Origin of the sequence: Salegentibacter echinorum (assembly GCF_900129445.1) — a bacterium.
GTDB lineage: Bacteria > Bacteroidota > Bacteroidia > Flavobacteriales > Flavobacteriaceae > Salegentibacter > Salegentibacter echinorum.
The window spans coordinates 125,160-149,653 of the sequence record NZ_FQVT01000007.1; the positions used below are offsets into that span (position 1 = coordinate 125,160).

Here is a 24,494-nt window from a genome sequence, read left to right on the forward strand (position 1 = left end):
TATGAATAATTTAAATTTTAAAAAACCTTTTCTAAGACTAATATTATTTGCGTTAATCAGTGGTTTATCTGCTGCGTGTACAGATTTGGAACCAGAGCTTTATAGCGATTTAACTACGAAAAATGCATATAATTCTGAAAGTGACATTGAAGCAGCACTAACAGGTACTTATGCTTCACTAAATCCTTACCCAGGAGATGCTTATCTTTATTATGCCGGTTACTTGATGATGCTTACGGATTACAATACAGATATTGGGTTTTCAACAGCTGCAGGTGATCCTACCAAACATAGTAATTTTACTTACGACGATAACAGTCGGTATTTAAGATTGAATTGGCAAAATATGTATAAGGTAATTAGTAATGCAAATATGCTTCTTTCAAAAATTTCAGGTATAGAAATAGAAGAAGACAAAAAGAATGAAATAATTGCACAAGCCAGGTTTTTACGTGCCTTGTCTTATAGAGATTTAACCGACTCTTGGGGGGCGGTACCGTTAATTACCGAACCAGATAATCCAACCGAAAGTGATAATGTACCTTTATCTTCTGTAAGTGAAGTAGATGCGCAAATTATTGAAGATTGTGAGTTTGCCATATCCCATTTACCTGAAAAGTGGGCTCCTGAATTAGGAATTAGTCGTGCTACTAAAGGAGCTGCGTTGACTCTATTGGGCAAAGTCTATATGCGCAATCATAATTATGAGAAAGCCAAAGAGTATATAGATGAAGTTTTGGATCTTCGTGCCAAAGGAGTGTACTCTTTAAATCCAGATTTTAAAGATGAGTGGTCAGGAGATAATAAAATAGACATGGGACTTATTTTTGGTATTTTGCACGAAGCTGCCCAAAACGGGGGTGAAATTACTAATCATTTTGGTCCTCAAGATCACCCTGAAATTGAAAACAGGTGGCAATATTACGCAGTTTCCTTACCTTTTTGGAGGAAATATTCTGAAATGGATCCTCGAAAGGAATTTTATTACTACAATTATGAGGGAGCAAGTCCGAGAGACCCCAATACCAGTCACGGATTTTATTATATGATGCCTGATATAGGACAGACCGTACCTCCCAGTGATACAGTAAAATTGCTGCGAAATGTCGCCACAAAAAAATATTCTTACGAAATGATTTCCGATTCCTATTTAGATGGGAGAACGATACAAATTTTTAGATTGGCCGATGTGATATTGGCAAAAGCTGAAATAGAAAACGAATTAAATGGTCCATCGGCAGCTTTACCTTATATAAATGAGATTAGAACAAGAGCAGGAGCTCCTGCTTATGGGGAATCAGGGTTCTCAATTCCTACAACGAAAGATGAAATGGTCGATGCACTTGTTAATGAAAGAGGGTATGAATTAGTGTTTGAATATAAAAGAAAGGCCGATTTAATACGTCTTGGAAAATATGTTGAGGTTAGTAATGAATATTTAAAGAAAAGAGGTATGCAGCCGATAGTGACTGATAATTTGAAATACTTTCCCTATCCATTAGAAGAAGCTAGAAATCACAAGGAAATGTCGGCTGAGAACTCCAGTAGAATACCTTAAAAATTATTTATCGTGAGGAAAGTTCCCTTATTATTGTTATTGATTTTACTGATATTTGGAATAGGATATGGAACCTATTATTATTTTATAGGTTCTGTTGAAATTAGTAAAATAGTCTTGCAATCTCCAGATAATTCTGCTTTGAAAGAACGTGTTAATATTTCCTTAAACCGTCCAGCTAAAGTTCAAATTGAATATCGGAAGAAAGGATCTGAGGTTTTTAATAAAACTCCAATAAGTACTAAAAAGGAAAATCATCAATTCAATCTATTATTACTTGAACCAAATAGTTTATATGAATATAAAGTTGTTATACACAATTATATATTAAGTAATAGCTCGAATAATTACTTTTTTAGAACCAGGGAACAATCGCCTTGGATGGTACATGATTGGATTAAAAATGATAGACCTCACGATCCTAGCGCCATTGGTAAAGGTTTAATGATGCTTTGTTATCGTGGTTTTCCGGGATATATTGCTATGGTAGATGGTAAGGGAACCATTAGGTGGTATTGGCAAGATAAAAAAATGGGAGTGCGCTTGGCTACTATCACTCCTCGGAACACTATTCTTGCTTTGTTAGCACCGGCAGGTAAGGATCAATTCCAAGAAAAAAAGAAGCAGCCTAAAGGAGTTCAAAACTATTACATTAGAACTGGCAAAATAGGTTTCGTAGGTGGGACTGAGATTGCTGAAATTAATTTGGAGGGAGAGGTACTTTGGAGAATAAACCTTGAAGAAAAAGACATTATCTTCCATCACGACCTCAAAATGAATGAAAATAATGAGGTTGTGAGTATTTTTAGAGACTATAAACTATATGATTTAGATAAATCCAAACCTGAATTGGATACACTTTGGGGAGATGGTGTTATGACAATGGATACTACTGGAAAAGTTTTAGAGAAATGGTCGGCTTGGGATGTTTGGGACGTAGAGAAGGATGAAAGATTAGAAGAATTTGCCAATGACCGATTTCATTTTAATAATGTAGCTTTCGATACAGATGGTAATTATCTTTTGTCCACTCCCATTGAAAACCAAATATGGAAGATAGATAAGAATTCAGGTGAAATTATATGGAAATTGGGAAAAGGAGGAGATTTTAAGATGGATTCCGAATCTCATTTTTATTTTCAACATGCGGCTCATATCAATCATAATGGAAATTTAATATTGTTTGATAATGGCGATTTCACCCCCAACGATACCACAAAAACCAATAAATCATCGAGAACTCTATCTTTTAGAATCGACACTACTGAAATGGTTGCAAAGACTATTATAGATGCAGAAATTCCTCCTGGCTTTTATACTTCTAGAATGGGCAGTTCCTATCTTCTGCCAAATGATAATATTCTTCAAACTAGTTCAAAAACGGGGAATGTTTTAGTCACAGATAAAGAAGGAAACGTATTATGGGTACTTAACACCTATTTTATTCCGTATCGGGCAGAATATGTACCAAATAGCATTTGGGAAAATTATAAACTATAAATTTAAAAAAAATATGAAACCTAAATTTAATAAAAAATTATATTGTCATCTATTCTTGATAATGGGCTGCATTCTTTTCGCTAATGATATACAGGCTCAAGAACATAATTACCCTCCTGAGCCATCACGATGGGAAGCTGACTCTTTGGGGAATCAACGGGCAGTGATTAAAGTAGAGAACCCTATTGAGGAAGTAATTACGATTACAATTCCTTGGCGAAATAGAAATGTAAAATCAGAGCAATTGGTGTATGTTGTGGATAGTACCCGTAATACTATTGTCACTGAAACAAAACAATTTAAAATGACTCCTGAATATGGAGTTATAAGTTTTAATACAAAAGGTAAAAAAGGCATTTATTATGTTTATTATTTACCCTATAAACTTACTGGAAGTTCGAACTATCCAGATGCGGTTTATAAAACTACAAAGTTATCTTCCCCATCATCAGATACAGAAAATACGGAAGGGGCTTCCGTTATCCGATTTGATGCAGTAGATTCTTTTAATAGTAACGATCCAATGGAGATAATCGCAACCAAAGATGAAGAAGAAAAACTTAAAAATGAAAATCCTAATAGAAATTATCTGGTTTTTCCTGAAAGACGAAATATTCCGATTAAGATGAAGCAATACCTACCCAAAAAATGGATAGAGAGCGACATAAAAAGTACTTTTAAGGATGAGACCAGACCTGGTGAAAATTATACTTTTCAGCTGGGTGTCTGGGCATTTAGAAATAAGCTAAACGATGTTAGAATTACTTTTTCGGATTTAAAAGACAAAAATGGAAAAAATATGATTTCGGCCAAGGAATTTCATAGCTTTAACTTGAAAGGAATTGATTATACAGGAAAACCTTTTAGAAAGACCGTTGGGGTCAAAAAAGGATTGGTGAAAGCCTTTTGGTGTGGTGTGAAAATTCCTGAATCGATAGCAGCCGGAAGCTACTCGGGAAAAGCAACAATAACCACAAATAACCAGAAGCCTACTACTATCTCTATTCAACTGGATATTACGGATGATATTGCTAAAAATAAAGGAATAGATAAACCTTGGAAGCAGACTAGACTGGAATGGCTAAATTCTACTTTGGCCCAGGAGAATTCTGTTATTGAACCTTACACTCCATTAAAAGTTTCGAATAACACAATTTCATTGTTAGGAAGAAATCTTATTCTGAATGAAAATGGTCTACCAAATCAAATTCAAACATTTTTTACTGAAGAAATGACTGATATTTCTTCGGAGGCAAATAATATTCTGGAACAGCCTTTTCATTTTCAACTGATTAAGAAAAATGAGGGAGAAATCCAATTTAAATCTTCAGGAATATCATATCAAACTCAAAGCCCCGGACTGGTTTCCTGGATATCAAAAAACATTTCTCAAAAGGTGAACATGACTGTATCAGGTAATTTAGAATTTGATGGTCACGTCAATTATGAAGTAAAAGTAGTTGCTAAAGAAAATGTACAACTAAGAGATATTGCCTTACAAATTCCAATGCAAAATAGTGCTGCAGAATACATTTTAGGTCTTGGCCACAAAGGTGGAAATCGGCCTCAGAATATCAATTGGAAATGGGATGTGGCAAATAAAAACCAGGACGGAATGTGGCTGGGAAACGTCAATAAGGGTGTTCAATTATCACTTAGAGATGAACGTTATCAACGTCCGTTAAACACTAATTTTTATCTTCAAAAGCCCTTATTATTGCCTACTTCTTGGGGAAACAACAATAAAGGTGGTATCAAAATATTTGATGAAAATTCCACTACTAAAGTACAGGCTTACAGTGGTGCCAGAGAGATGAAAAAAGGAGATACCTTATTTTATAATTTCACTTTACTGATCACTCCTTTTCATACTTTGCAAACCAATAAGCAATGGGAGAATCGTTATTATCATGCCTACAGCCCTGTTGAAGAAGTAGTAGAGAGTGGTTCAAACGTTATTAATATTCATCATGCCAATGAAATTAATCCTTATATCAACTATCCTTTCATCGCCACCGAAGAAATGAAATCCTATATTGATGCTGCTCATGAAAAGGGATTAAAAGTCAAAATTTATAATACCATTCGTGAAATTTCCAATAGAATGTATGAATTGTATCCTATAAAAAATTTAGATAATGAGATATTTTCTTCAGGTGAAGGAAAGGGGTATTCTTGGTTACAAGAACATCTTGATGGAGATTATATCGCAGCCTGGTTTGTTTCGAGATATAAAGATGCTGCCATCATTAACAGTGGAATGAATCGTTGGCACAATTATTATGTGGAAGGCATGAATTGGTTAGTTCAAAATATTGGCATTGATGGAATTTATTTGGATGATGTTGCTTTTGATAGGGTAACGATGAAACGAGTAAAAAGAGTCCTTACCCAGAATGGACATCCGGGAATGATCGATTTACATTCGGCCAATCAATTTAATGAACGAGATGGTTTCAATAATAGTGCTAATCTATATATGGATCACTTTCCTTATCTCAACCGATTATGGTTTGGAGAATATTTTGATTATGAAAAAGGGTCTCCTGAATTTTATTTAACGGAAGTAAGCGGAATTCCTTTTGGTCTCATGGGAGAAATGTTACAAGATGGTGGAAATCAATGGCGTGGAATGCTATACGGTATGACCAATAGAATGCCATATCAGGAAAAAAAACCTGATGCCATTTGGAAGGTATGGGATGATTTTGGAATAAAAGGTTCGAAAATGATTGGATACTGGGTGAAAGACAATCCTGTCAAAACCAATAATAAGGAGGTCTTGGCCACCATTTATAAAAAAGATAACAAAGTTTTGGTGTCTCTTGCCAGCTGGGCTTCTTCTGATACGAATATTAAGTTAAATATTGATTGGAAAAAGTTAAACTTAAATGTAAAAGATGCCAAAATTGAGGCTCCTGAAATTCGTGATTTCCAATCTCATCAAACTTTCCAACCAGGAGATCAAATATCGATAAAGAAGAACAAAGGTATATTACTTACAATTGAGTGAAATGAAAAAAGTTATAACCTTATTAGCATTAATCCTAGCTTTTCAGTCTATCAATTCTCAAAATAATGCAAGTATTCGAGAATATAGAAAGGAATACCGTACGTACCCTTTTTCAAATCCTAATCCAATTCCTGCTACAAAGAAAATATATCCATATTTTAGATATGACGGTTTTACTCAAAACCCTGTGAAAAAAAAATGGAAGGTAGTTGAATTAGAAAATGAGTATATTAGGGTACAGATTATGCCCGAAATCGGAGGAAAAATATGGGGCGCAACTGACAAAAAGAGCGGACGAGATTTTCTATATAATAATGATGTAGTGAAATTTCGCGATATAGCACTTCGTGGACCTTGGGTAAGCGGTGGTATCGAATTCAATTATGGTATCATAGGTCATACTCCTAACAGTGCCACTCCTGTAGATTATTTAACTAAAGAAAATCCTGATGGTAGCGTAAGTTGTTTTATCAGTACATTAGATTTACTTACCCGTACGCGTTGGCTTTTGGAAATTAAATTAGAAAAAGACAAAGCATATTTTACCACCCGTTCATATTGGTTTAACTCTACTGCGGTAGAACAGCCATATTATACTTGGATGAACGCCGGAATTCCCGCCGGAGAAGACTTGCAATTCCTCTATCCTGGCACCCATTATATAGGACACGGAGGGGAACCCTATAATTGGCCTCTGGATAATCAAGGCAGAAACCTTGCTTTTTATTCTGAAAATGCCTTTGGGGGGTCAAAATCCTTCCATGTTCTGGGTTCACATAGCAACTATTTCGGAGGATATTGGAAAGATGACGATTTTGGGATGATTCGTTATTCTAACCGAGAGGACAAGTTAGGCAAGAAAATTTTTCTATGGGCTCAATCTGAACAAGGAAAGATTTGGGAAAATCTGCTTACCGACAACAGCGGACAGTATGTAGAAATTCAAAGTGGTCGGTTGTTTAATCAGAATGCATTTGAAAGTAGTTTTACCCCTTTTAAACAAATTGGCTTCGCTCCGTATAGTACTGATAGGTGGACCGAGTATTGGTATCCTTTTAAAGGGATAGGTGGTTTTACTTCTGCCAATTCGTTTGGAGCTTTTAATATCGAGAAAAACAAAAATAGCTTTTCCCTAAAATTAAGTCCTGTGCAAAAAGTTCAAGACACCTTAAAGCTTTTTTCTGCGGAAGGAAATCAGCTTAAAAAGCTTTTTCTGAAAGCCGAGCCACGGGAAATATTTGAAAAAGAAATTAATCTTGATGAAGGGGAAGATCCAGCCTATATAATATTTAAAGGACAGCGAATTGATATTCAAAACAATAGCACTGAGAAAGAATTAAGTAGACCTCTAGAGTTGCCTAAAGAGTTTGATTCTGAAAGTGCTTATGGGCTGTATCTTCAAGGAAGGGATTTATATAGGTTTAGAAACTATGAATTGGCAGAAGAAAAGATAGCTACCTCATTATCTAAAAAAGCTCTATTCCTTCCTTCCTTAGTTGAAATGGCAAAATTAAAGTTATTTAGGATGCAAATTGATTCTGCCTATACATATGCAAGAAAGGCTTTAAGTATAGATACATATAATCCGGAAGCCAACTACTATTACGGTTTAGCAGCTTTAGAAATGAATAAAACTTATGATGCTATAGATGGCTTTGAGGTGGCAAGCGTTTCTACACCCTATAGAAATGCGGCTTATACTGCGCTTAGTAAGCTATATATGGAGTCACAAGATTTCATTAAAGCCAGAGAATATGCGAAATTCAGTTTGCAGAATAATTCAGGAAATTTGGAATCACTTAAAATATTGTATCTAATATCACGAATCAATAATGATAGCAAATCGTTAAATGAGTTAGAAGAGCGGATAGAGAACTTAAATCCAGTTGATCATTTCCTTAATTTTGAAAATTATTATACTAACCCCACTAAAGAAAATGAAAATAATTTTAAAGAATTGATTCGTAATGAGATGCCATTTGAGACCTATCTGGAACTGGCTATCTGGTATGCTAATATTAACAAGTTGAAAGAAAGCAAAAGAATCTTGGAGCTTGCACCTCAGAATGCAATAGGTCTATATTGGTTAGCTTGGCTTAATCGGAAATCCAATCCAGCTCTATCCGATAAGTATTTGAATAAGGTTAAAGTTTCTTCCATGAACTTTGTATTTCCTTTTCGAAAGGAAACAGCACAGGTGTTGAAATGGGCTTCTACAAAAAGAGATTCCTGGAAATCGGATTATTTATTAGCCTTGATTGAAGAGTTTAGGGGGAATCAAAAAAAAGCAATTTCCTTATTAAAATCTTATAAAAACATAGAATTTGCACCTTTTTATGTGGTAAAAGCTCGATTGGAAAAAAAAGATTCTTTGAAAAAGAGATTGGAGTATATACGCAAGGCAGTCGCACTTCAGCCAAATGAACCGCGATACGGCAGATTACTTGCCGAAATTTATTTAAAGCATGGTGAACCTAACAAAGCTGTTGATATCCTCGAAAAGTATTACAAACGAGATGATAAAAATTATATTGTCGGTTTAGACTTAATTAATGCCTTTATCATTGCCGATCAATTCGAAGATGCAGAGAAAGTACTAACAAAAATTCGTGTTTTACCTTTTGAAGGTGCCGATGATGCAAAGGAATATTATCGGCAAACAAAACTGATGTTAGCATTTCAGGCTATGCAAAATAAAAATTATACTAGAGCCCTTAGAAAAATAAAGGAGTCAGAAAAATGGCCCTCAAATCTGGGGGTGGGAAGGCCATATCCCGAGTTAATAAATAATGATTTAGAGAATGCTTTGCGTGCTGCTATCTACAAAAAATCAGGAAATAAAAAATTATTCAAAGAACAGATAAGAAAATTCGATGATCAAGATGTTGTTGACAAAGAAACTTTACTTAGAAAGATTAGAGCCATTTCAAAATCTGACGAGAGATTGTTTTAGATGTTTTTATAGCAAATAAAAGTCGTCCCACAGATTTTAGAAAAGTGGAAATAGTAGATCTTGAAAAGTATGAAAATAATTCAGAGGCTTTACAAAAAGAGGTGGATAAACTATTGAGCGAAAAAAGATAACAAATCAGTTGTAGATAGCCTAGATATGGACGCCGCCTAGTTAAAGAAAGGGAGCAAGTGCAGGTTTAGTTACAAAAAGCATTCGTTACGGAGGAAGGTGGGGGTACTGACCAAAAAAGCGAGTACCAATGAGATTGCCCATTTAGATGAAGTACTCAATACCGCTACTCTGGCCTAAAGCATTTAACAGATGTAATTTATATAGAAAATGAGCGAATAGTTAAGATTTTAAAAATTAATTACAGAGTCCAAAGCATCATCTGCATCTTTATGAATAAAGTTGGCTTGATAATTTAAGGTGGTTTTTAAGTCGCTATGACGATACAGTTTTTGTAGCATTAAGAGGTGTATTTTATCTCCGGCAATATTACCAAAGCTATGTCGAGCGATATGATTGGATAAGTTTTTATTGATATCACATTTCTTGGCTATTCTTTTAAGATATTTATTGAAAAGCTGAGTGGCGTTTCGGGTTTTAGTGAAAATATCTTTTGCGCTATGATTATCAACGTCTTTTAAAAAAGGAAATACATATCCGTGATTTTCTTTTCGATTAATTCGGTAAAGATCCAATATAGCTTTGCCTTTATCAGGAATTTTGAGACTCAAAGGCTTTTCATTCTTATTCATCACATAATAAAGCCGGTTATCCTTAAAATCTGACCATCTCAACTTGATCACATCAGAAATACGTATTCCTGCAAAATAGAAGGAAATTAACCAAGCATTATGTGCAGCCAGATGGTAGAATTTTCTTCTAGTACTAAAGCTTCGATTCTTTCAACTTCATCAATTGTCAAACCGATTTTGTTTCCATATCTATTCGAATCTTTATTTTGTCACCAGCAAAGGGATAGAATTTTGATGCTTCAACTCCATCTTTTATGACAATATTAAGAAGAGTCCTAATAAATATGAATTTATTGGTGATAGTCCGTGTTTTGTGATTGAGATATGCTGAACAAAAGGTTTTATACTTTTCTACTAAAGCCTCATTGATCTCGCGGAATTTTATTTTTTTTGAAGTAACTAATACCATCTTCTACTTCAGTACGGAATGGTGATATTCTTTAAATGCCATTATCGTGGATAGCTCCTTAACCATTTGATTTTTAAGTTAAATCATTTTAAACTTAAGTTTTAAGGCTTAAATTTGTATAGCAAAAAATATTAAAGTGGACCAGTTAGAAAAAGAACATATACTCAAAGAACGTGGCATTCGCCCCACAGCGATGCGTGTAATGATTCTTCAATACCTAATGAAAGCTGACCACGCCACATCTTTAAACGAGCTCGAACAAAATTTTGACCGTTCTGATAAAAGTACCCTCTACCGAACCTTGAAAACTTTTGAAGATAATAAAATGGTGCACAAGATAGACGATGGCAGTGGCATTTTTAAATATGGCCTGTGCGAAGACAATTGCGAGTGCGCTAAAGAAGATCAACATTTTCATTTTCACTGTGAAAAATGTGAGGAAACTTTTTGCCTCAACTCAATGCACATCCCTAACCTCAAGTTACCTAAAGGATTTACCCTAAAACAAGCTAATCTTGTTTTAAAAGGCGTCTGCTCTTATTGCAATCCGGTTGCATAAAATGCTCCTTATCTTTGTAATTGCAAATGTGAACCCAATATTATGAGCGATTGCTGCAGTCAAAACGATGCCTGTTCATCAAAAGATAAAAAAACGGTAAAGGATATATTCACCGCAAACCCTTATGTTTCATCAGTATTTAGTTTTGCCTTGTTGGCTATTGGGATGTGTCTGGAATACTTGGTTCAACCGGCGTTTTTTCAAGGCCCCCTAAGGTTTTCCTGGTATTTAATAGCTTATATTCCCGTGGCCTTTCCCGTGTTAAAGAATGCTGTTAAGTCAATAGCAAACGGGCAGGTGTTTAATGAGTTTTTTTTGATGAGCATCGCCACGATAGGTGCTTTTGCAATTGGTCAATATTCCGAAGGAGTTGGGGTGATGTTATTTTATTCCTTCGGTGAAATTTTACAACATGCCGCGGTCAATCGCGCCAGGGGAAATATTCAAAGTTTGCTGGATGTTCGGCCGGAAATTGCACGGGTTTTTAGAAGCAACAAATTCATTGAAGTACATCCGGAAGAAGTAAGCGTCGGTGAACGCATCGAAGTGAAAGTCGGTGAAAAAATTCCTTTAGACGGGGAATTATTAAGTGAACAAACCAGTGTTAACACCGCTGCGATCACAGGCGAAAGTAAACCAAAAACAGTCTTGAAAGGTGAAGAGATCCTGGCCGGTTCCATCAATTTATCCCACGTAATTGAAATGAAAGCAAGCAGGGCGTTTGCCGAGAGTTCAATTTCCAAAATTGTGGAATTGGTTCAAAATGCCAATTCAAACAAGGCAAAGACAGAGCTGTTAATGCGCAAGCTGGCAAAAGTTTACACGCCCATCGTTACTTATCTGGCCATTGCGATTACGGTTTTGCCCTACTTTTTTGTTAGTGATTATGTATTTACCGAATGGCTTTCCCGCTCCTTGATCTTTCTGGTTATTTCCTGTCCTTGTGCGTTAATTGTTTCGATTCCGCTGGGTTATTTTGGCGGAATTGGTGCAGCTTCCAAAAACGGAATCTTGTTTAAAGGGGGAGATTTTTTAGATCAGCTTACAAAAATAAATACCCTGGTTGTCGATAAAACAGGCACGCTTACCAAAGGCGTTTTCCAACTGAAGACAATTGTTTCTGAACCTTATATTTCTGAAAGCGAATTGATGAATTACCTTGCGGCTGTTGAACAGAAATCAACCCATCCCATCGCCAAAGCTATTCAGAATTATTCCGAAAACTCAGAAACCTGGGAAGCCCGAAATGTCAAAGAAATTCACGGTAAGGGCTTGAAGGCAGAGGTTAAGGGCAAAGCGGTTTCGGCCGGCAGTGCAAAATTATTGGAAGAGGCCGGGATTACCTTTCCGCACGAAATTGCCGACATTCCGGAAACGACAATTCTGATCAGTATTTCGGGAGAATTTGCCGGTTATGTGATTGTCGCAGATGCTTATAAAGATAATGTGGCTGAAAGCATACGAAAAATTAAAACCCAGGGAATAGAGGAAATCATAATGTTATCTGGCGACAAACAAAAACTCACCGAAAAGGTTGCCAGGGACCTCGGTATTGATGAAGCTCGCGGCGGTTTATTGCCCGAAGAAAAACTGCGGGCTGTTAAAGAGATTCAAGCTGATAGGGATAAAAAAGTAGCTTTTATTGGGGATGGGATCAACGATGCACCGGTTTTGATTTCCAGCGATATTGGTGTGGCAATGGGTGCTATGGGAAGCGATCTCGCCATTGAATCTGCCGATGTCGTTTTACAAACCGATGAGCCGTTAAAATTCCTCACGGCCCTAAATATCAGCAAAGCCACACGAAAAATTATTTGGCAAAACATTGTCCTGGCTTTAGGAGTTAAATTAATCGTGATGGCTTTTGGTGCTTTTGGGTATGCCAATTTATGGATTGCTGTTTTTTCAGATGTTGGTGTCGCATTACTCGCCATTGCCAATGCCGTGCGTTTGCAGCAAATGAAGTTTGATACTTCTTCACATGCTGCTGCCAACAATAATAAACCGATCAAATCTTCTGCAGAAGAGGCTTTTCCATCAGAGCTTGCCGTTGAAAAAAATGCATAGGATTTCTTTAAAAAAGTTGCACCAATTCACCAATGTTTAAACTTTGATAATCTTTAGTCTTCTAATAAAACCGATTTTTAACTGATTAAAACCTGCTCATTTACCGTTTTACGGTCTTTTTCGATTTTTTTCGCAATATATACTTTATACGTGGGTAATATTCCACTTTTAAGCTAGCTTGAGTTTTCTGTCCTGAAAAATTATAAAAGCCATTTGATACGGCTATCGATATCTTTTAAAGGTATTACATCTTTCCCAGAGAAAAGATAATTAGATGTTTGTAAGGTTTAAATAACCGCGTATCAAAGATCTAAGTTATTCTTACTACTGAATTTAGTCTCTCAGAAAAAAAATTTTAAGGATACTAAGCGAATGTAAACCCCTGTTTTTTTCTTTTCCTTAAAACTGCCAATTATAGCTTTCCTAAGTTTCTAAAATAAAAGCTTATATATACTCATTCTAAATTATATTTTAATATTTTTGCCACAGAAATATCGGCTTTAATAGATTGGATTTTTAGCTTGTTAAGTGTAGAGTTTATTTCTTTCTCACAAACATTATTTTTTATTCTTTTTATCCAATCAAATAACTAAAAGTGGCATAAAACGCGAAACCTAATTTTCATGGATACACAAATTAAATTTTCGGAATTCCTTAAAAATTTTGAAAACACCCTACACCATTTATTTCATGAGAAAAGGGATATTGATCAACTGAGTTTAGAACGTGGTTTACCTCCCGAAATTTTGGAGAGAATCATGTCTAAAAAACCGCTTTCTGTAGCTATTCCTTCTGAATATGATGGTCGTGGCGGGCACGTGTCAGAATGTTTGCAGATACTCTCCGCTGCTTCTTATGAGTCACTTTCCCTTTCGCTAACCTTTGGTATTAATATCGCCCTGTTTTTAGAACCTGTTGCGAAATATGCAAATGATTCGGTTAAAGCTGGAATTTTTAAGCGTTTTCTGGAAAAACAAAATATGGGCGGACTTATGATTACCGAGCCCAATTTTGGTAGTGATGCTTTAAATATGAAGACTTTTAGTGAGGAAACTAAAGATAGTTTTAAAATTAGCGGCACCAAACACTGGCAGGGATTAACCGGGATGGCAGATTATTGGTTGATCGCAGCTCGAAAAAAGAAAGAAAACGGAGATCTTTCCCGCGATGTAGATTTTTTTATTGCAGATAATACAAAGGAAAATCAGCATATAAAGGTTGAAGAAATTTATGATAACGCAGGGCTTTATATGATCCCTTATGGTTTAAATACTTTAGATCTTGAAGTGCCCAAAAGCCAAAGATTAAATCCCGAATCTACCGGGATTAAAATGATGCTGGATATTCTACACCGCAGCCGTTTGCAATTCCCGGGAATGGGGGCCGGCTTTATTAAGCGAATGTTAGATGAAGCTACCAAATACTGTAAAAGTAGGGTTGTGGGTGCCGGTAACTTACTGGCTATGGATCAAATTCAATTTCAGTTATCCAGGATTCAGGCGGCTTTTACTATGAGTTCGGCGATGTGTTTTAGAAGTACTAAAACCAGCGGACTAGAGCATAACCTGGCTACCGAAGGCCTGGAAGCTAATAGTATGAAAACAGTGGTAACAGACCTTATGCACGAATCGGCACAAATCTTAACCCAGGTTTCTGGCGCTAAAGGTTATAGAACAAGTCATATTGGCGGTAGGGGAATTATGGATAGCAGGCCTTTTCAAATTTTCGAAGGTTCTAACGAGATGCTTTATTCTCAAATTTCTGAAATGATTACTCGTGGAATGAGAAAGAAAAAGCAAACTAACTTGCTGGAATATTTAAACTCATTAGAGTTAACAACGCAGGCGTGTGACTTTTTCAAAAAAGAACTTAACTTCAATCTTAATTCAAACCTAAGCCAAAGAAAACTGGTAGATCTTGGAAGAATTATCGCTCGTATAGTTTGTGTTGGTTATGTACTGGAGCTTCAGGAGAAAGGTTTTAGAAAAGACCTGGTAGATAATTGCATTACGCTGGTGCAGCAGGAAATATCTGGGCTGTTCAGCTTTTTCCACTTCGATAATTCAGTAAAAGTGATAGAAGATTATGGCGTGGATAGTACCTGGTCTAAATTTGTTTAAAAACTGCCAAAACTTTGTAGTCTTCCGAGGAAACTTTAAATCTACTTCTAGAAAAAATCCTTAGATAGTACTTCCCGGGTTTAAGAAAAACCTGGAAAATCTTAACGTATTTTTATAAGCCGGCTCAGGGATCAATTTACAGATTTAAATAAATAACCATTACTTTTGCGACTTCGGCAATATACAATTCGTATTTCAATTAAATTTATTTTTGTTTATTTCCAGAGTACAAATACAAGTGAATGCGCGAGATCTATAAAAAAATCCTGGTAATTAGTGTGCTAATTATAGCGATTTTCTTCTTCTTTACAGGGTTGATACAAGCCAAAACTTTTTTAGCACCTTTAGCGATTGCCGTTTTGCTTAGTTTAATTGTATATCCTGTCGCTTTAAAAGTAGAGAAACTTGGGCTTTCCCGTGGTACTTCATCTCTAATTGCAACTTTAATTGTATTTGCGGCTTCCCTGGCTTTAGTGATATTATTAGTATTTCAGTTTCAAAATTTTGTGGAAAAATGGCCGGAAATTAAAGAAACTATGATCCCAAAAGTGGAAAAAATAGAAAATTTTGCTAGTAAAAACTCTCCTATGAGCAAAGAGCGAATTCGGGAGATTATAAATAGCAGTAATCCCATGGAAGAAGGAGGAAGCAAAGCGTCTTCACCCGCAGGAAAACAGGCTGTGAGCCTTCTAATGGGTACCGCGCAAATGATGGGTACTTTTTTACTCACTATGATTTACGTGTTCTTTATTTTGCGTTATAGAAAGCGATTTAAATACTTTTTATTTAAAATTTCTCCCAGAAAAAGTCGCACGGAAATCAAAAATGCCCTGGGTGAGGTTAGCCGGGTGGTCTCCAATTACCTGGTTGGAAAACTTATTCTCATGGGTATTCTCCTGGTTTGTTATATTATAGGTTTGGGCTTCTCTGGTGTAGATAATTTTATTTTGGTAAGTCTTATCGCCGTGGTGTTAAATCTTATTCCCTATTTAGGAAACATCATTGGATTTACCACAGCGCTTGCTTTTGGCTACCTGGTTTCTGGAGATTTCTACGTGCTTGTTGGGATAGTGGCGACTTTTTCTATTTCCCTGTTTGTAGAAACTTATATTCTCCAACCTTATATTATGGGGTCTAAAGTAAATGTACATCCTTTTCTTGTGATTATTATGGTGATTTTAGGTGGTGCACTCTGGGGGATATCGGGGATGATTTTGGCTGTTCCCTTTACAGCAATCCTTACCGTTCTCTTATTGCATTTGCCTCATTTAAGAACCATAGGTTTGCTTTTTAGTAAGGAAAAACTAAAGCCAGATAAATAGTTTTAAGTCGTAACCAAATAAGCTACGTCTATATTTATTTCACAAGTTGCAATTTATCTTTTTAGCATAATGAATACTAATTTTAAAAGCGCACTATACATCGCTATAGGTGCTTCCAGTTATGGTGTCCTGGCTACTTTTGTAAAGTATGCCAATAATAATGGTTTTGGTACTGCAGGGCTTGCTTTTTCTCAATATCTGTTTGGAGCAATCCTGTTAAGCATGCTCTCTTTATATTTTACAAAGAAAAAAACAACTTCTTTAGAAAGTAGGTCAAAATATCCCAAACTTAAGTTGATGCTCTTTGGGACCAGCCTGGGATTAACCAGTAGCTTTTACTACTTATCCATACAATATGTGCCGGTTTCGGTAGGAATTATTCTTTTAATGCAAACTATTTGGATGGGAGTGGTGCTGGAGTTTATTACTGCCCGGGAACTCGTTACAAAAACTAAAGTTTTGGGTGCAATAATTGCAATTATGGGAACTGCCCTGGCAGCAAAAATATTTGAAGCTGATATCGATATAAATTTCACCGGAATTGGCTTCGGATTATTGGCTGCGCTAAGTTATACCGGGGGGATGTATGCATCTAACAGGGTTTCTTTAGAGCTTCCTCTAATTACCCGGAGTAAATACCTTGTTTTTGGCGGACTTATAATCGTAATCTTATTTTGGAATGTTCAGATTCTTGATGAATTCAATTGGTTGGTCTTTTTAAAATGGGGCACGTTTCTGGGATTCTTCGGAACAATTTTACCACCTGTGCTTTTTAATAAAGGTTTCCCCGAAATTGGTACCGGTCTGGGAAGCATTATCGCCGCGCTAGAAATCCCGGTGTCTGTATTTAGCGCTTACCTTATCCTACAGGAAGAAATAAGCGCCCTGCAGTGGCTGGGAATTGTAATTATCTTGTGTTCGGTGGTATTAATTAATCTGAAAAAAGTAAAAAGATCGCGATAATACTGAAGATTCAGGTCGCATTCTATTCGAACTATACAGTACCCGCGTTTTTTTCTTAGCCTATATTGTAATCAAGCTATACGATTTTATTTAGCTGTCATTCCGACGCAGGAGGAATCTTCTCTATTAGAATGATTTTTGATTCTGTGAGCGTAGCTTGTCTTGGGGCTTTCCACTACCGTTCAAGACAGGCTAGGGATGAAAGGTTCTGAATGGTCAATTAAAATACTACCAACGTAGTACAGAGCCGGAATCTGATCTTGTAAGGCGCATAGATTTATCAAACAATCTTTAAATACAATCTACAGTTTACAAGTTTTTTCAACAATAACTGGAAATTATATTTTTTGCTGAATGATAATAATGTCCGCCAAACAGGTTTACATGCCCCATTATATAATAAAGTTGCCAGAGTTTAACACGATCTTTCCATTCGTTTTCCAGCGGAAAGATTTCGTGATAAGTTTCAAATAAACGCGGGTTAAATCCGCCGAAAAGCTGCATCATCGCCAGGTCCATTTCCCGGGGAGCATAAGCGACTGCAGGATCTATTAAACAGGGTTTGTTCCGGGAATTGATCACATAGTTACCAGACCAAAGGTCGCCGTGAATAAGCGCCGGCTTTTCGTTTGGAATTATTTCAGCTGCTTTTTGATAAAACGAATCCAGGTTGTTGAATTCAAAACCATTTTCAACAGCCATCTTAAATTGTGGTTTTAGCCGCTGATTGATAAAAAATGAAGCTGCAGTACTTTCTGCATTATTATATTGCGGTAAACTGCCAAAGAAATTATCTTCCTGAAACCCGAAATTCTCCCGGCTATTTTTGTGTAAAGCGGCCATTTGCGCTCCAAAAGTTTCCCAAAAAGCAGCATTGGCTTCTCCAGTTTCTTTGTATTCAAGCAGTAAATAAGTCTGATCTTGAAAATCGCCAAACCCCAGAACTTCTGGGCCATCTATGGCGCCGGTATCCCTTAAAGCTTTCAGTCCGTTGGCTTCTTTTTGAAACATTCCGGGGAATTTATGAAGCTTATTGAGTTTGGCAACGTAATCCCGATTGGCACATTTAAGTTTGTAAACGTCGTTGATATCCCCGCCGCTTAACGGAGAAACGCTTTCAATTTTAATGGGAAATGCTGTTTCTAAATGAGTTTTTAAATCTTGATGTAGCATAATTATTACTGTATTCTTTAAGAAAATCTGTTTTAAAAAACTCTACGGTTTTTACAAACAAGCTAAACAGATTAAGCTTGGCTACCAAATTTTTAGCGGACTAAGCCAGGCTCCACTCCTGCTATGATGAAATCTTTTAATAATTATTGTTTTCTTGTTGAGCTGTCATTCCGTCCCGAGGCCTCGGGAGAGGAATGTTTTCTTTTAGAATAAAGATTTCTCAATTTTCATACGTTGTTTGTCTTGAACCTTAAAACTCCAAAACAGGCTAAAGACAAAAGCTTCAAAATGATTATCATAATTTTTAAAATTAAAAAAAAAAAGCTAATCTGGATGCTTATAATTCAATCATAAATGTGGGGGTGAGGAGGTTAAAAGCTTTATGGGAGGCGGTTGGTTATTTATACCTGAATTCTAATAAATAAAAATGAATTAGGCGCCATTGATAATCTCTGAAGATCTAAAGATGAACTTCTTCTTTATGTTAATTATCAATAGATATAAACGGAAAGGAACTTCATATTTTCCCGGAAATATTAAGGGATAATGGGTATATTTAGCTTTATAAAACGAGTTGGCAACAAGGCTAAGAGAAATCTTAGTTATTTTAGACATTTTAAAAAAAACAATCAGTGCAGATTCTTTATATAATTGGTAACGGTTTTGACTTAAATCTTGGTCTTAAAACTAGTTACAAAGATTTTTATGATAGTTATAAATCAGAAAATTCAGATAATGAGAACATAGCTTTACTAAAAAAGAATATTTCTAATAACTACAAAAACTGGTCGGATTTAGAACTTGCTCTAGGTCACTACACGGATGAATTAAAATCCTTAGAAGAATTTGATACAGTATTTGAAGATATTGGAGAAAAGTTGGCTCAATATTTAATGAAAGAAGAGGAAAACTTCGAATATGAAAAAGTAGATTCTGCAAAATTCCTTAAAGAATTAGTAATTCCAGAGAATGCGCTTTTACCAGCAGATAGATTATCTATAAGAAGTTACAAACAGAAATTCTCTAACACCCATTGGGCTACAGAAATTTTTACGTTTAATTATACTCGTGTAATTGAGAAAATTCTCGGTAATGATTTAAAGGATATAAAAATCACTAATCCACTTTATCCTAATTCTAAAATCCAGTTGAGAAACGTGCATCATATTCACGGATATACTGACGATAGAATGGTTATGGGAGTTAATGATATATCCCAATTAAAGAATAAAAGCTTTCACAATAATCAAGATGTTTTAGAGGCCATAATAAAAGAAAAATGCAATAAAGCTTATAGACATACAATTGACAACCAATTGAAAGCAAAAATAAATACAGCGAGTATGATCTGCATTTTCGGATCATCCATTGGTGATACTGATAATATGTGGTGGGAGCTTATAGGTGAAAGACTAAAAAAGGATATACCTCTTATAATCTTTACTAAAGGTGAAGAAGTAATTTCACCTCGAATTGGGTACAAAAATAATAGAACAGAAAGGCGTATGAGAAATTACTTTCTGAAGAAGACAAAGCTTACTAAAGAAGAAAAGGAGAAAGTATACAACAATATTTACGTTGCCCTGGATTCTTCAATGTTCAAGAATATTTACGTTTAAGATTTAGTAAAAGCCCAGTTGCCAACAACGATTCATCGCAAATAGACGGCAGCGTTAGTAAGAAAATAATTAAATTCACCAACAAACCAAATCTAAGCCGACAATGCCGCGTCCCATACTCCGCCAACTGGCGATAATCGCAAACTGTTTGCAGCAATTTCCCGCATGAAGAAACTTCATTAATTCCTTCGGCTAACGAATTCAAGCAGTACTTTTCTGTAGTACCTTTATTATGACCCTATGTGTGATCGCTTTTTAAATTGGTGCTGGTAAGTAAGCCCGTGGTTATGCCATAGAGTGTAATAAGAAAAAATGGTCAAATTCGCAATTTTTATCGAAATTTGGTAAATTTGAGAAAATAGGAGAAAATGAAAAATACATCAATATCGTTAGGGGATTATTTCGATCAGTTTGTGCAAACCCAGGTTTCTGCGGGACGATATAAAAACGTCAGTGAGGTAATTAGAGCCGGCCTTCGGCTTTTGGAAAATGAGGAAAGCAAAGTTGTAGCCTTAAGAAATGCCATACAAGATGGTTTAGATAGTCCTTTGGTCGAGGATTTCGACTTTGATGATAATCTTGAAAGATTAAAAGTTGAAAAAAGAAAGAATGGCTAAAGTCATATTGAGACAGAAAGCTATTGACGATTTAAATGATATTTGGAATTATACTTTCGAAGAATGGTCTGAAAAGTAGAATGATCGAATAAAAATACTTAGCATTCCCCGAGAAAAAAAGTCAGGAAATTTGGCCGGTAAGCCTATTTCATTTTTCGAAAGCCAAACCTGAACGTCCCAAATTTGTAGAATTAACTAAACCAACAACATATAGCTAACTTTTTTCAGGTGCGAGAAAATGATTAAAGCGAATTTAGATCGGGTCGGTAGCAGAAAAAATAGTCATATAATTCCTCTAATATCTCGCCAAATAAAAAGCCCCAAACTCATTATTTTCAATGAATTTAGGGCAATAATTTACTCTCAGTAGGCTTTAGTAATCAACAACCTCGACCCAGGAATACGAGGTATTCTTCGTGAAAAGACAAGCCGCTGGAATTAAACCCCCGGCTATCGCCTCGCGATTAAACTTCGGTCAATACTGTTTTTATACGTTTTAAGGCTTCTTCAATTTGGCTTTCACTAGCTGCATAAGATAACCTTATACAATTTGGACTTCCAAATGCATCACCGGTAACGGTGGCTACCAAAGCTTCTTCCAGTAAAAGCATGGAAAAATCTGTGGCGTTTTCAATTTTATGGCCTTTTATGGTTTTTCCGAAGAAATGAGAAATATTTGGGAAAACATAAAATGCACCTTCGGGGTCTGTGGTTACAAAACCTTCAATATCGTTTAGTAAATCGTTAACTAATTTACGTCTCGATTTAAAAGTATCGATCATATAACTAATCTTACTTACCGGGGCTTCTAAAGCAGTAATCACCGCACGCTGGGCAATACAATTGGCACCACTGGTAATTTGTCCCTGCATTTTGTTGCAGGCCCTGGCAATCCACGCCGGGGCACCAATATAGCCTATTCGCCAACCTGTCATGGCAAAGGCTTTGGAAACGCCATTTACCGTTACCACACGATCGTACATATCTTCAAATTGGGCCATAGAAGCGTGATCACCTACGAAATTAATATGCTCGTAAATCTCATCGCTTACCACAATAATATCGGGATGTTTCTTCAAAACATCGGCCAGGCCTCTAAGTTCTTCCTTGCTGTAAACCATTCCGCTGGGATTGCAGGGAGAGCTATACCAAATCATTTTGGTCTTAGGAGTGATGGCTGCCTCCAACTGTTCCGGGGTCATTTTAAAATCGGTTTCAACAGAAGTTGGTACTTCTACGGGAGTTCCTTCAGCAAGCTTTACGATTTCAGCATAACTCACCCAGTATGGACAGGGTAAAATCACCTCATCGCCGGGATTTAATAGAACCATTGCCACATTGGCCAAAGATTGCTTGGCACCGGTAGAGACCACAATTTGAGACCTATCGTAAGTTAACTGATTGTCCCGCTTAAATTTATTGATAATGGCATCTTTTAATTCCACATAACCATCTACGGGTGTGTAGGAATTGTAATCGTCATTTATAGCCTGGATTGCAGCTTCTTTAATAAAATCTGGCGTATTAAAGTCTGGCTCTCCCAGGCTTAGGCCAATAATATCCTTCCCCTCGGCTCTTAGTTCACGCGCTTTTGCAGCCATAGCCAGGGTTTGCGAAGTTGCTAAATTGTTAATTCGGTTTGAAAGTTGTTCTTGCATTTTTAATTGGTTACAAATTAATTACTCAGTAGTTTACGAAATTGCAGGTTTCGCGCCCATTGCTTTTAGATGTTTAAAATGGGCAATTATTGCTGCGCGTGTGGTTTCATATTCGTAATAAGGAAGGTTGCATTCTGCAGCTGTTTCCTTTACTATTTTTGCTATTTTGGAATAGTGAATGTGGCTTATATTTGGAAAAATATGATGTTCTACCTGATGATTTAGTCCGCCGGTAAACCAATTCACTATTTTATTTTTGGTTGAAAAATTCACCGTGGTAAAAAGTTGGTGAATCGCCCAGGTGTTTTTCATAGAACCGGTTTCATCGGGTAGGGGCATGTCGGTTTGCTTTACCACGTGCGCCAGTTGAAATACCACACTTAAAATTAAGCCTGCAGTATAGTGCATCACAAAAAAGCCTATTAATATTTTCCACCAGGCGATAGATAAAATTAGCATTGGGATTACAATCCATACCGCGATGTAAATTAGTTTGGTGATTGCCACAATGCTCCACTGCGTCACCGGATTAGGCATTTTGCCATAGGCTAATTTCTTTTTAAGGTAGCGTTTGGTCTGCTTAAAATCTGTAGTGATGGCCCAGTTAAAGGTGAGCAAACCATATAAAAATACAGAATAATAATGCTGAAAACGATGAAATTTTTGCCACTTTGCGTGTTCTGTAAAGCGTATAATCCTACCTGCATCTAAATCTTCATCGTGCCCGTGGATATTCGTATAGGTATGGTGCAGCACGTTGTGTTGTACCTGCCAGTTGTAAACATTACCGGCAAGGATATAAATTGTACCACCCATAAATTTATTGACCCATTTTTTGGAAGAATAAGAGCCGTGGTTACCATCATGCATAATGTTCATGCCTACTCCCGCCATACCGGCGCCCATAACTATGGTGAGCAGCAACATCCACCATTGTGAAATATCTAAGGTGAGGATAAGAAAATAAGGCGTTAAAAATAAAGAAAACATGGTAATCGTCTTAAGGTGCAATTTCCAGTTTCCGGTCTTTTTTAGATTGTTTTCTTTAAAATATGTATTTACCCGTTTGTTGAGGATCCTAAAGAATTTAGTAGAATCTTTACGGGAAAATCTTATGTGGTTTTGAGTGTTTTCCATTTGAAAATTATGTAAATCGTAAAGATAAAATTTTCTACAGTTTAATAATAATCAATGGCTAATTAATATTTTTAATCTGTTGGGGTAAACTAATTTTCATTTTAAAATAATCTAAAGAAACTTATATATTATTACAAAATGTCAGTCTGAGCTTGTCGAAGACGCTATTATTTGAAATGCTTCGACAAGCTTATAGCGGGACAATTTAATTCATTGTACAATAACCCAGAAGAGGTCAAATTATGTATTTTTGTGACAAATTGAAGACTTTGGAATTAATACAGAAATATTTCCCCGATTTAAGTGCTGAGCAAATCAAGCAATTTGAAGAATTAGAACATCTTTATAAAGATTGGAACCTAAAAATTAACGTGGTTTCCCGCAAGGATATCGACGAAATTTACCTTAGACATGTGTTGCATTCTTTGGGAATCGCTAAAGTGCAAGGTTTTAATCCGGGAGCAGAAATTTTAGATGTAGGAACCGGTGGCGGATTTCCCGGCATCCCGTTGGCTATTCTATTTCCAGATACCAATTTTCATCTCGTTGATTCTATTGGAAAAAAGATGAAAGTAGTAGATGAGGTAAAAGATGGTTTAAAGCTGAAAAATGTTAAAACCACCAATTCCCGGGTAGAGGAGATTACAGGAAATTATGATTTTATAGTGAGTAGGGCAGTGGCGGCCATGCCAACTTTCGTACGTTGGACGAAAGGAAAAATCGCTAAGAAAAGTGAGCACGAACTTAAAAACGGAATTCTCTATCTTAAAGGAGGGGATCTAACCGTAGAGCTACGCGATTATCCCAAAGCGAGAATCTATGAGCTACGTGATTATTTTGAAGAAGAATTTTTTACCACTAAGAAAGTGGTGTATCTACCTTTAAAATATAAACCTTAGGTTCTCAGTTCTCAGTTCTCAGTTCTCAGTTCTCAGTTTCTCAGTTTCTCAGTTGTGAGTTTGACCTTGCCTGTCATTGCGAGACCCACTACAAAAAATTTGAAAAACGGCAATATTGACGTAAACTTACGGTACAAATCAAAAGCGGCCATTTGTAACCGTCTTA

Annotated in this window: 17 protein-coding genes; 12 read left to right on the forward strand and 5 right to left on the reverse strand. The window is 36.2% G+C overall.

Features of this window, described 5'->3' with window-relative positions:
- Position 1 precedes the first annotated feature (1 nt).
- Genes BUA71_RS11870 through BUA71_RS11885 form a run of 4 tightly spaced genes read left to right on the forward strand, consistent with a single transcriptional unit; the run spans position 2 to position 9,024 of the window.
- Entirely contained in the window at positions 2–1,558 is a 1,557-nt protein-coding gene (locus BUA71_RS11870; protein WP_083572094.1) for a RagB/SusD family nutrient uptake outer membrane protein, read from the forward strand.
- Positions 1,559–1,570: 12 nt separating this feature from the next.
- Positions 1,571–3,058, forward strand: coding sequence for an aryl-sulfate sulfotransferase (locus tag BUA71_RS11875; protein WP_072880015.1), 1,488 nt, complete (start codon positions 1,571–1,573; stop codon positions 3,056–3,058).
- Between the two features lie 13 nt (positions 3,059–3,071).
- A complete protein-coding gene (locus tag BUA71_RS11880; RefSeq protein ID WP_072880064.1) occupies positions 3,072–6,071 on the forward strand; it encodes a glycoside hydrolase domain-containing protein in 3,000 nt (999 codons plus the stop codon).
- A gap of 1 nt (position 6,072) precedes the next feature.
- On the forward strand, positions 6,073–9,024 hold the full coding sequence (locus BUA71_RS11885; protein WP_072880017.1) for a DUF5107 domain-containing protein: 2,952 nt from the start codon (positions 6,073–6,075) through the stop codon (positions 9,022–9,024).
- Between the two features lie 359 nt (positions 9,025–9,383).
- Here the strand turns inward: BUA71_RS11885 and BUA71_RS17840 are convergent, their stop codons facing one another.
- On the reverse strand, positions 9,384–9,836 hold the full coding sequence (locus BUA71_RS17840) for a tyrosine-type recombinase/integrase (protein ID WP_245812581.1): 453 nt from the start codon (positions 9,834–9,836) through the stop codon (positions 9,384–9,386).
- A 115-nt stretch (positions 9,837–9,951) separates the two neighbouring features.
- Positions 9,952–10,194, reverse strand: coding sequence for a phage integrase SAM-like domain-containing protein (locus tag BUA71_RS17845; protein WP_245812582.1), 243 nt, complete (start codon positions 10,192–10,194; stop codon positions 9,952–9,954).
- Positions 10,195–10,330: 136 nt separating this feature from the next.
- On the opposite strand from BUA71_RS17845, the gene BUA71_RS11895 reads away from it, so the two are divergent.
- The 5 genes from BUA71_RS11895 (at position 10,331) to BUA71_RS11915 (ending at position 17,225) form a co-directional block, all read left to right on the forward strand.
- On the forward strand, positions 10,331–10,753 hold the full coding sequence (locus BUA71_RS11895; RefSeq protein WP_217653618.1) for a Fur family transcriptional regulator: 423 nt from the start codon (positions 10,331–10,333) through the stop codon (positions 10,751–10,753).
- A 42-nt stretch (positions 10,754–10,795) separates the two neighbouring features.
- Positions 10,796–12,820, forward strand: coding sequence for a heavy metal translocating P-type ATPase (locus BUA71_RS11900; protein ID WP_072880021.1), 2,025 nt, complete (start codon positions 10,796–10,798; stop codon positions 12,818–12,820).
- A 623-nt stretch (positions 12,821–13,443) separates the two neighbouring features.
- Complete coding sequence (locus BUA71_RS11905; RefSeq protein ID WP_072880023.1) at positions 13,444–14,940, forward strand: acyl-CoA dehydrogenase family protein; 1,497 nt, start codon at positions 13,444–13,446, stop codon at positions 14,938–14,940.
- A gap of 242 nt (positions 14,941–15,182) precedes the next feature.
- Positions 15,183–16,262, forward strand: a complete 1,080-nt coding sequence (locus BUA71_RS11910) for an AI-2E family transporter (protein WP_072880025.1) — start codon at positions 15,183–15,185, stop codon at positions 16,260–16,262.
- Between the two features lie 69 nt (positions 16,263–16,331).
- A complete protein-coding gene (locus BUA71_RS11915) occupies positions 16,332–17,225 on the forward strand; it encodes an EamA family transporter (RefSeq protein WP_072880028.1) in 894 nt (297 codons plus the stop codon).
- Between the two features lie 321 nt (positions 17,226–17,546).
- On the opposite strand, the gene BUA71_RS11920 is transcribed toward BUA71_RS11915, so the two are convergent.
- Positions 17,547–18,398 (reverse strand): fructosamine kinase family protein, encoded by an 852-nt coding sequence (locus BUA71_RS11920; RefSeq protein ID WP_072880030.1) that lies wholly within the window; start codon positions 18,396–18,398, stop codon positions 17,547–17,549.
- A 632-nt stretch (positions 18,399–19,030) separates the two neighbouring features.
- Between BUA71_RS11920 and BUA71_RS11925 the strand changes: the two genes are divergently transcribed.
- Both BUA71_RS11925 and BUA71_RS11930 read left to right on the forward strand, forming a co-directional pair.
- A complete protein-coding gene (locus BUA71_RS11925) occupies positions 19,031–20,017 on the forward strand; it encodes an AbiH family protein (RefSeq protein ID WP_072880032.1) in 987 nt (328 codons plus the stop codon).
- Positions 20,018–20,385: 368 nt separating this feature from the next.
- Positions 20,386–20,634: a type II toxin-antitoxin system ParD family antitoxin gene (locus tag BUA71_RS11930; RefSeq protein ID WP_072880034.1), complete on the forward strand. Its 249-nt coding sequence runs from the start codon at positions 20,386–20,388 to the stop codon at positions 20,632–20,634.
- 464 nt (positions 20,635–21,098) lie between these two features.
- Here the strand turns inward: BUA71_RS11930 and BUA71_RS11935 are convergent, their stop codons facing one another.
- Positions 21,099–22,292, reverse strand: a complete 1,194-nt coding sequence (locus tag BUA71_RS11935) for a pyridoxal phosphate-dependent aminotransferase (RefSeq protein WP_072880036.1) — start codon at positions 22,290–22,292, stop codon at positions 21,099–21,101.
- Positions 22,293–22,325: 33 nt separating this feature from the next.
- Complete coding sequence (locus BUA71_RS11940) at positions 22,326–23,429, reverse strand: fatty acid desaturase family protein (protein WP_072880038.1); 1,104 nt, start codon at positions 23,427–23,429, stop codon at positions 22,326–22,328.
- Between the two features lie 269 nt (positions 23,430–23,698).
- Between BUA71_RS11940 and rsmG the strand changes: the two genes are divergently transcribed.
- Complete coding sequence (gene rsmG, locus BUA71_RS11945; protein ID WP_072880066.1) at positions 23,699–24,328, forward strand: 16S rRNA (guanine(527)-N(7))-methyltransferase RsmG; 630 nt, start codon at positions 23,699–23,701, stop codon at positions 24,326–24,328.
- The last annotated feature ends 166 nt before the right edge of the window (positions 24,329–24,494 follow it).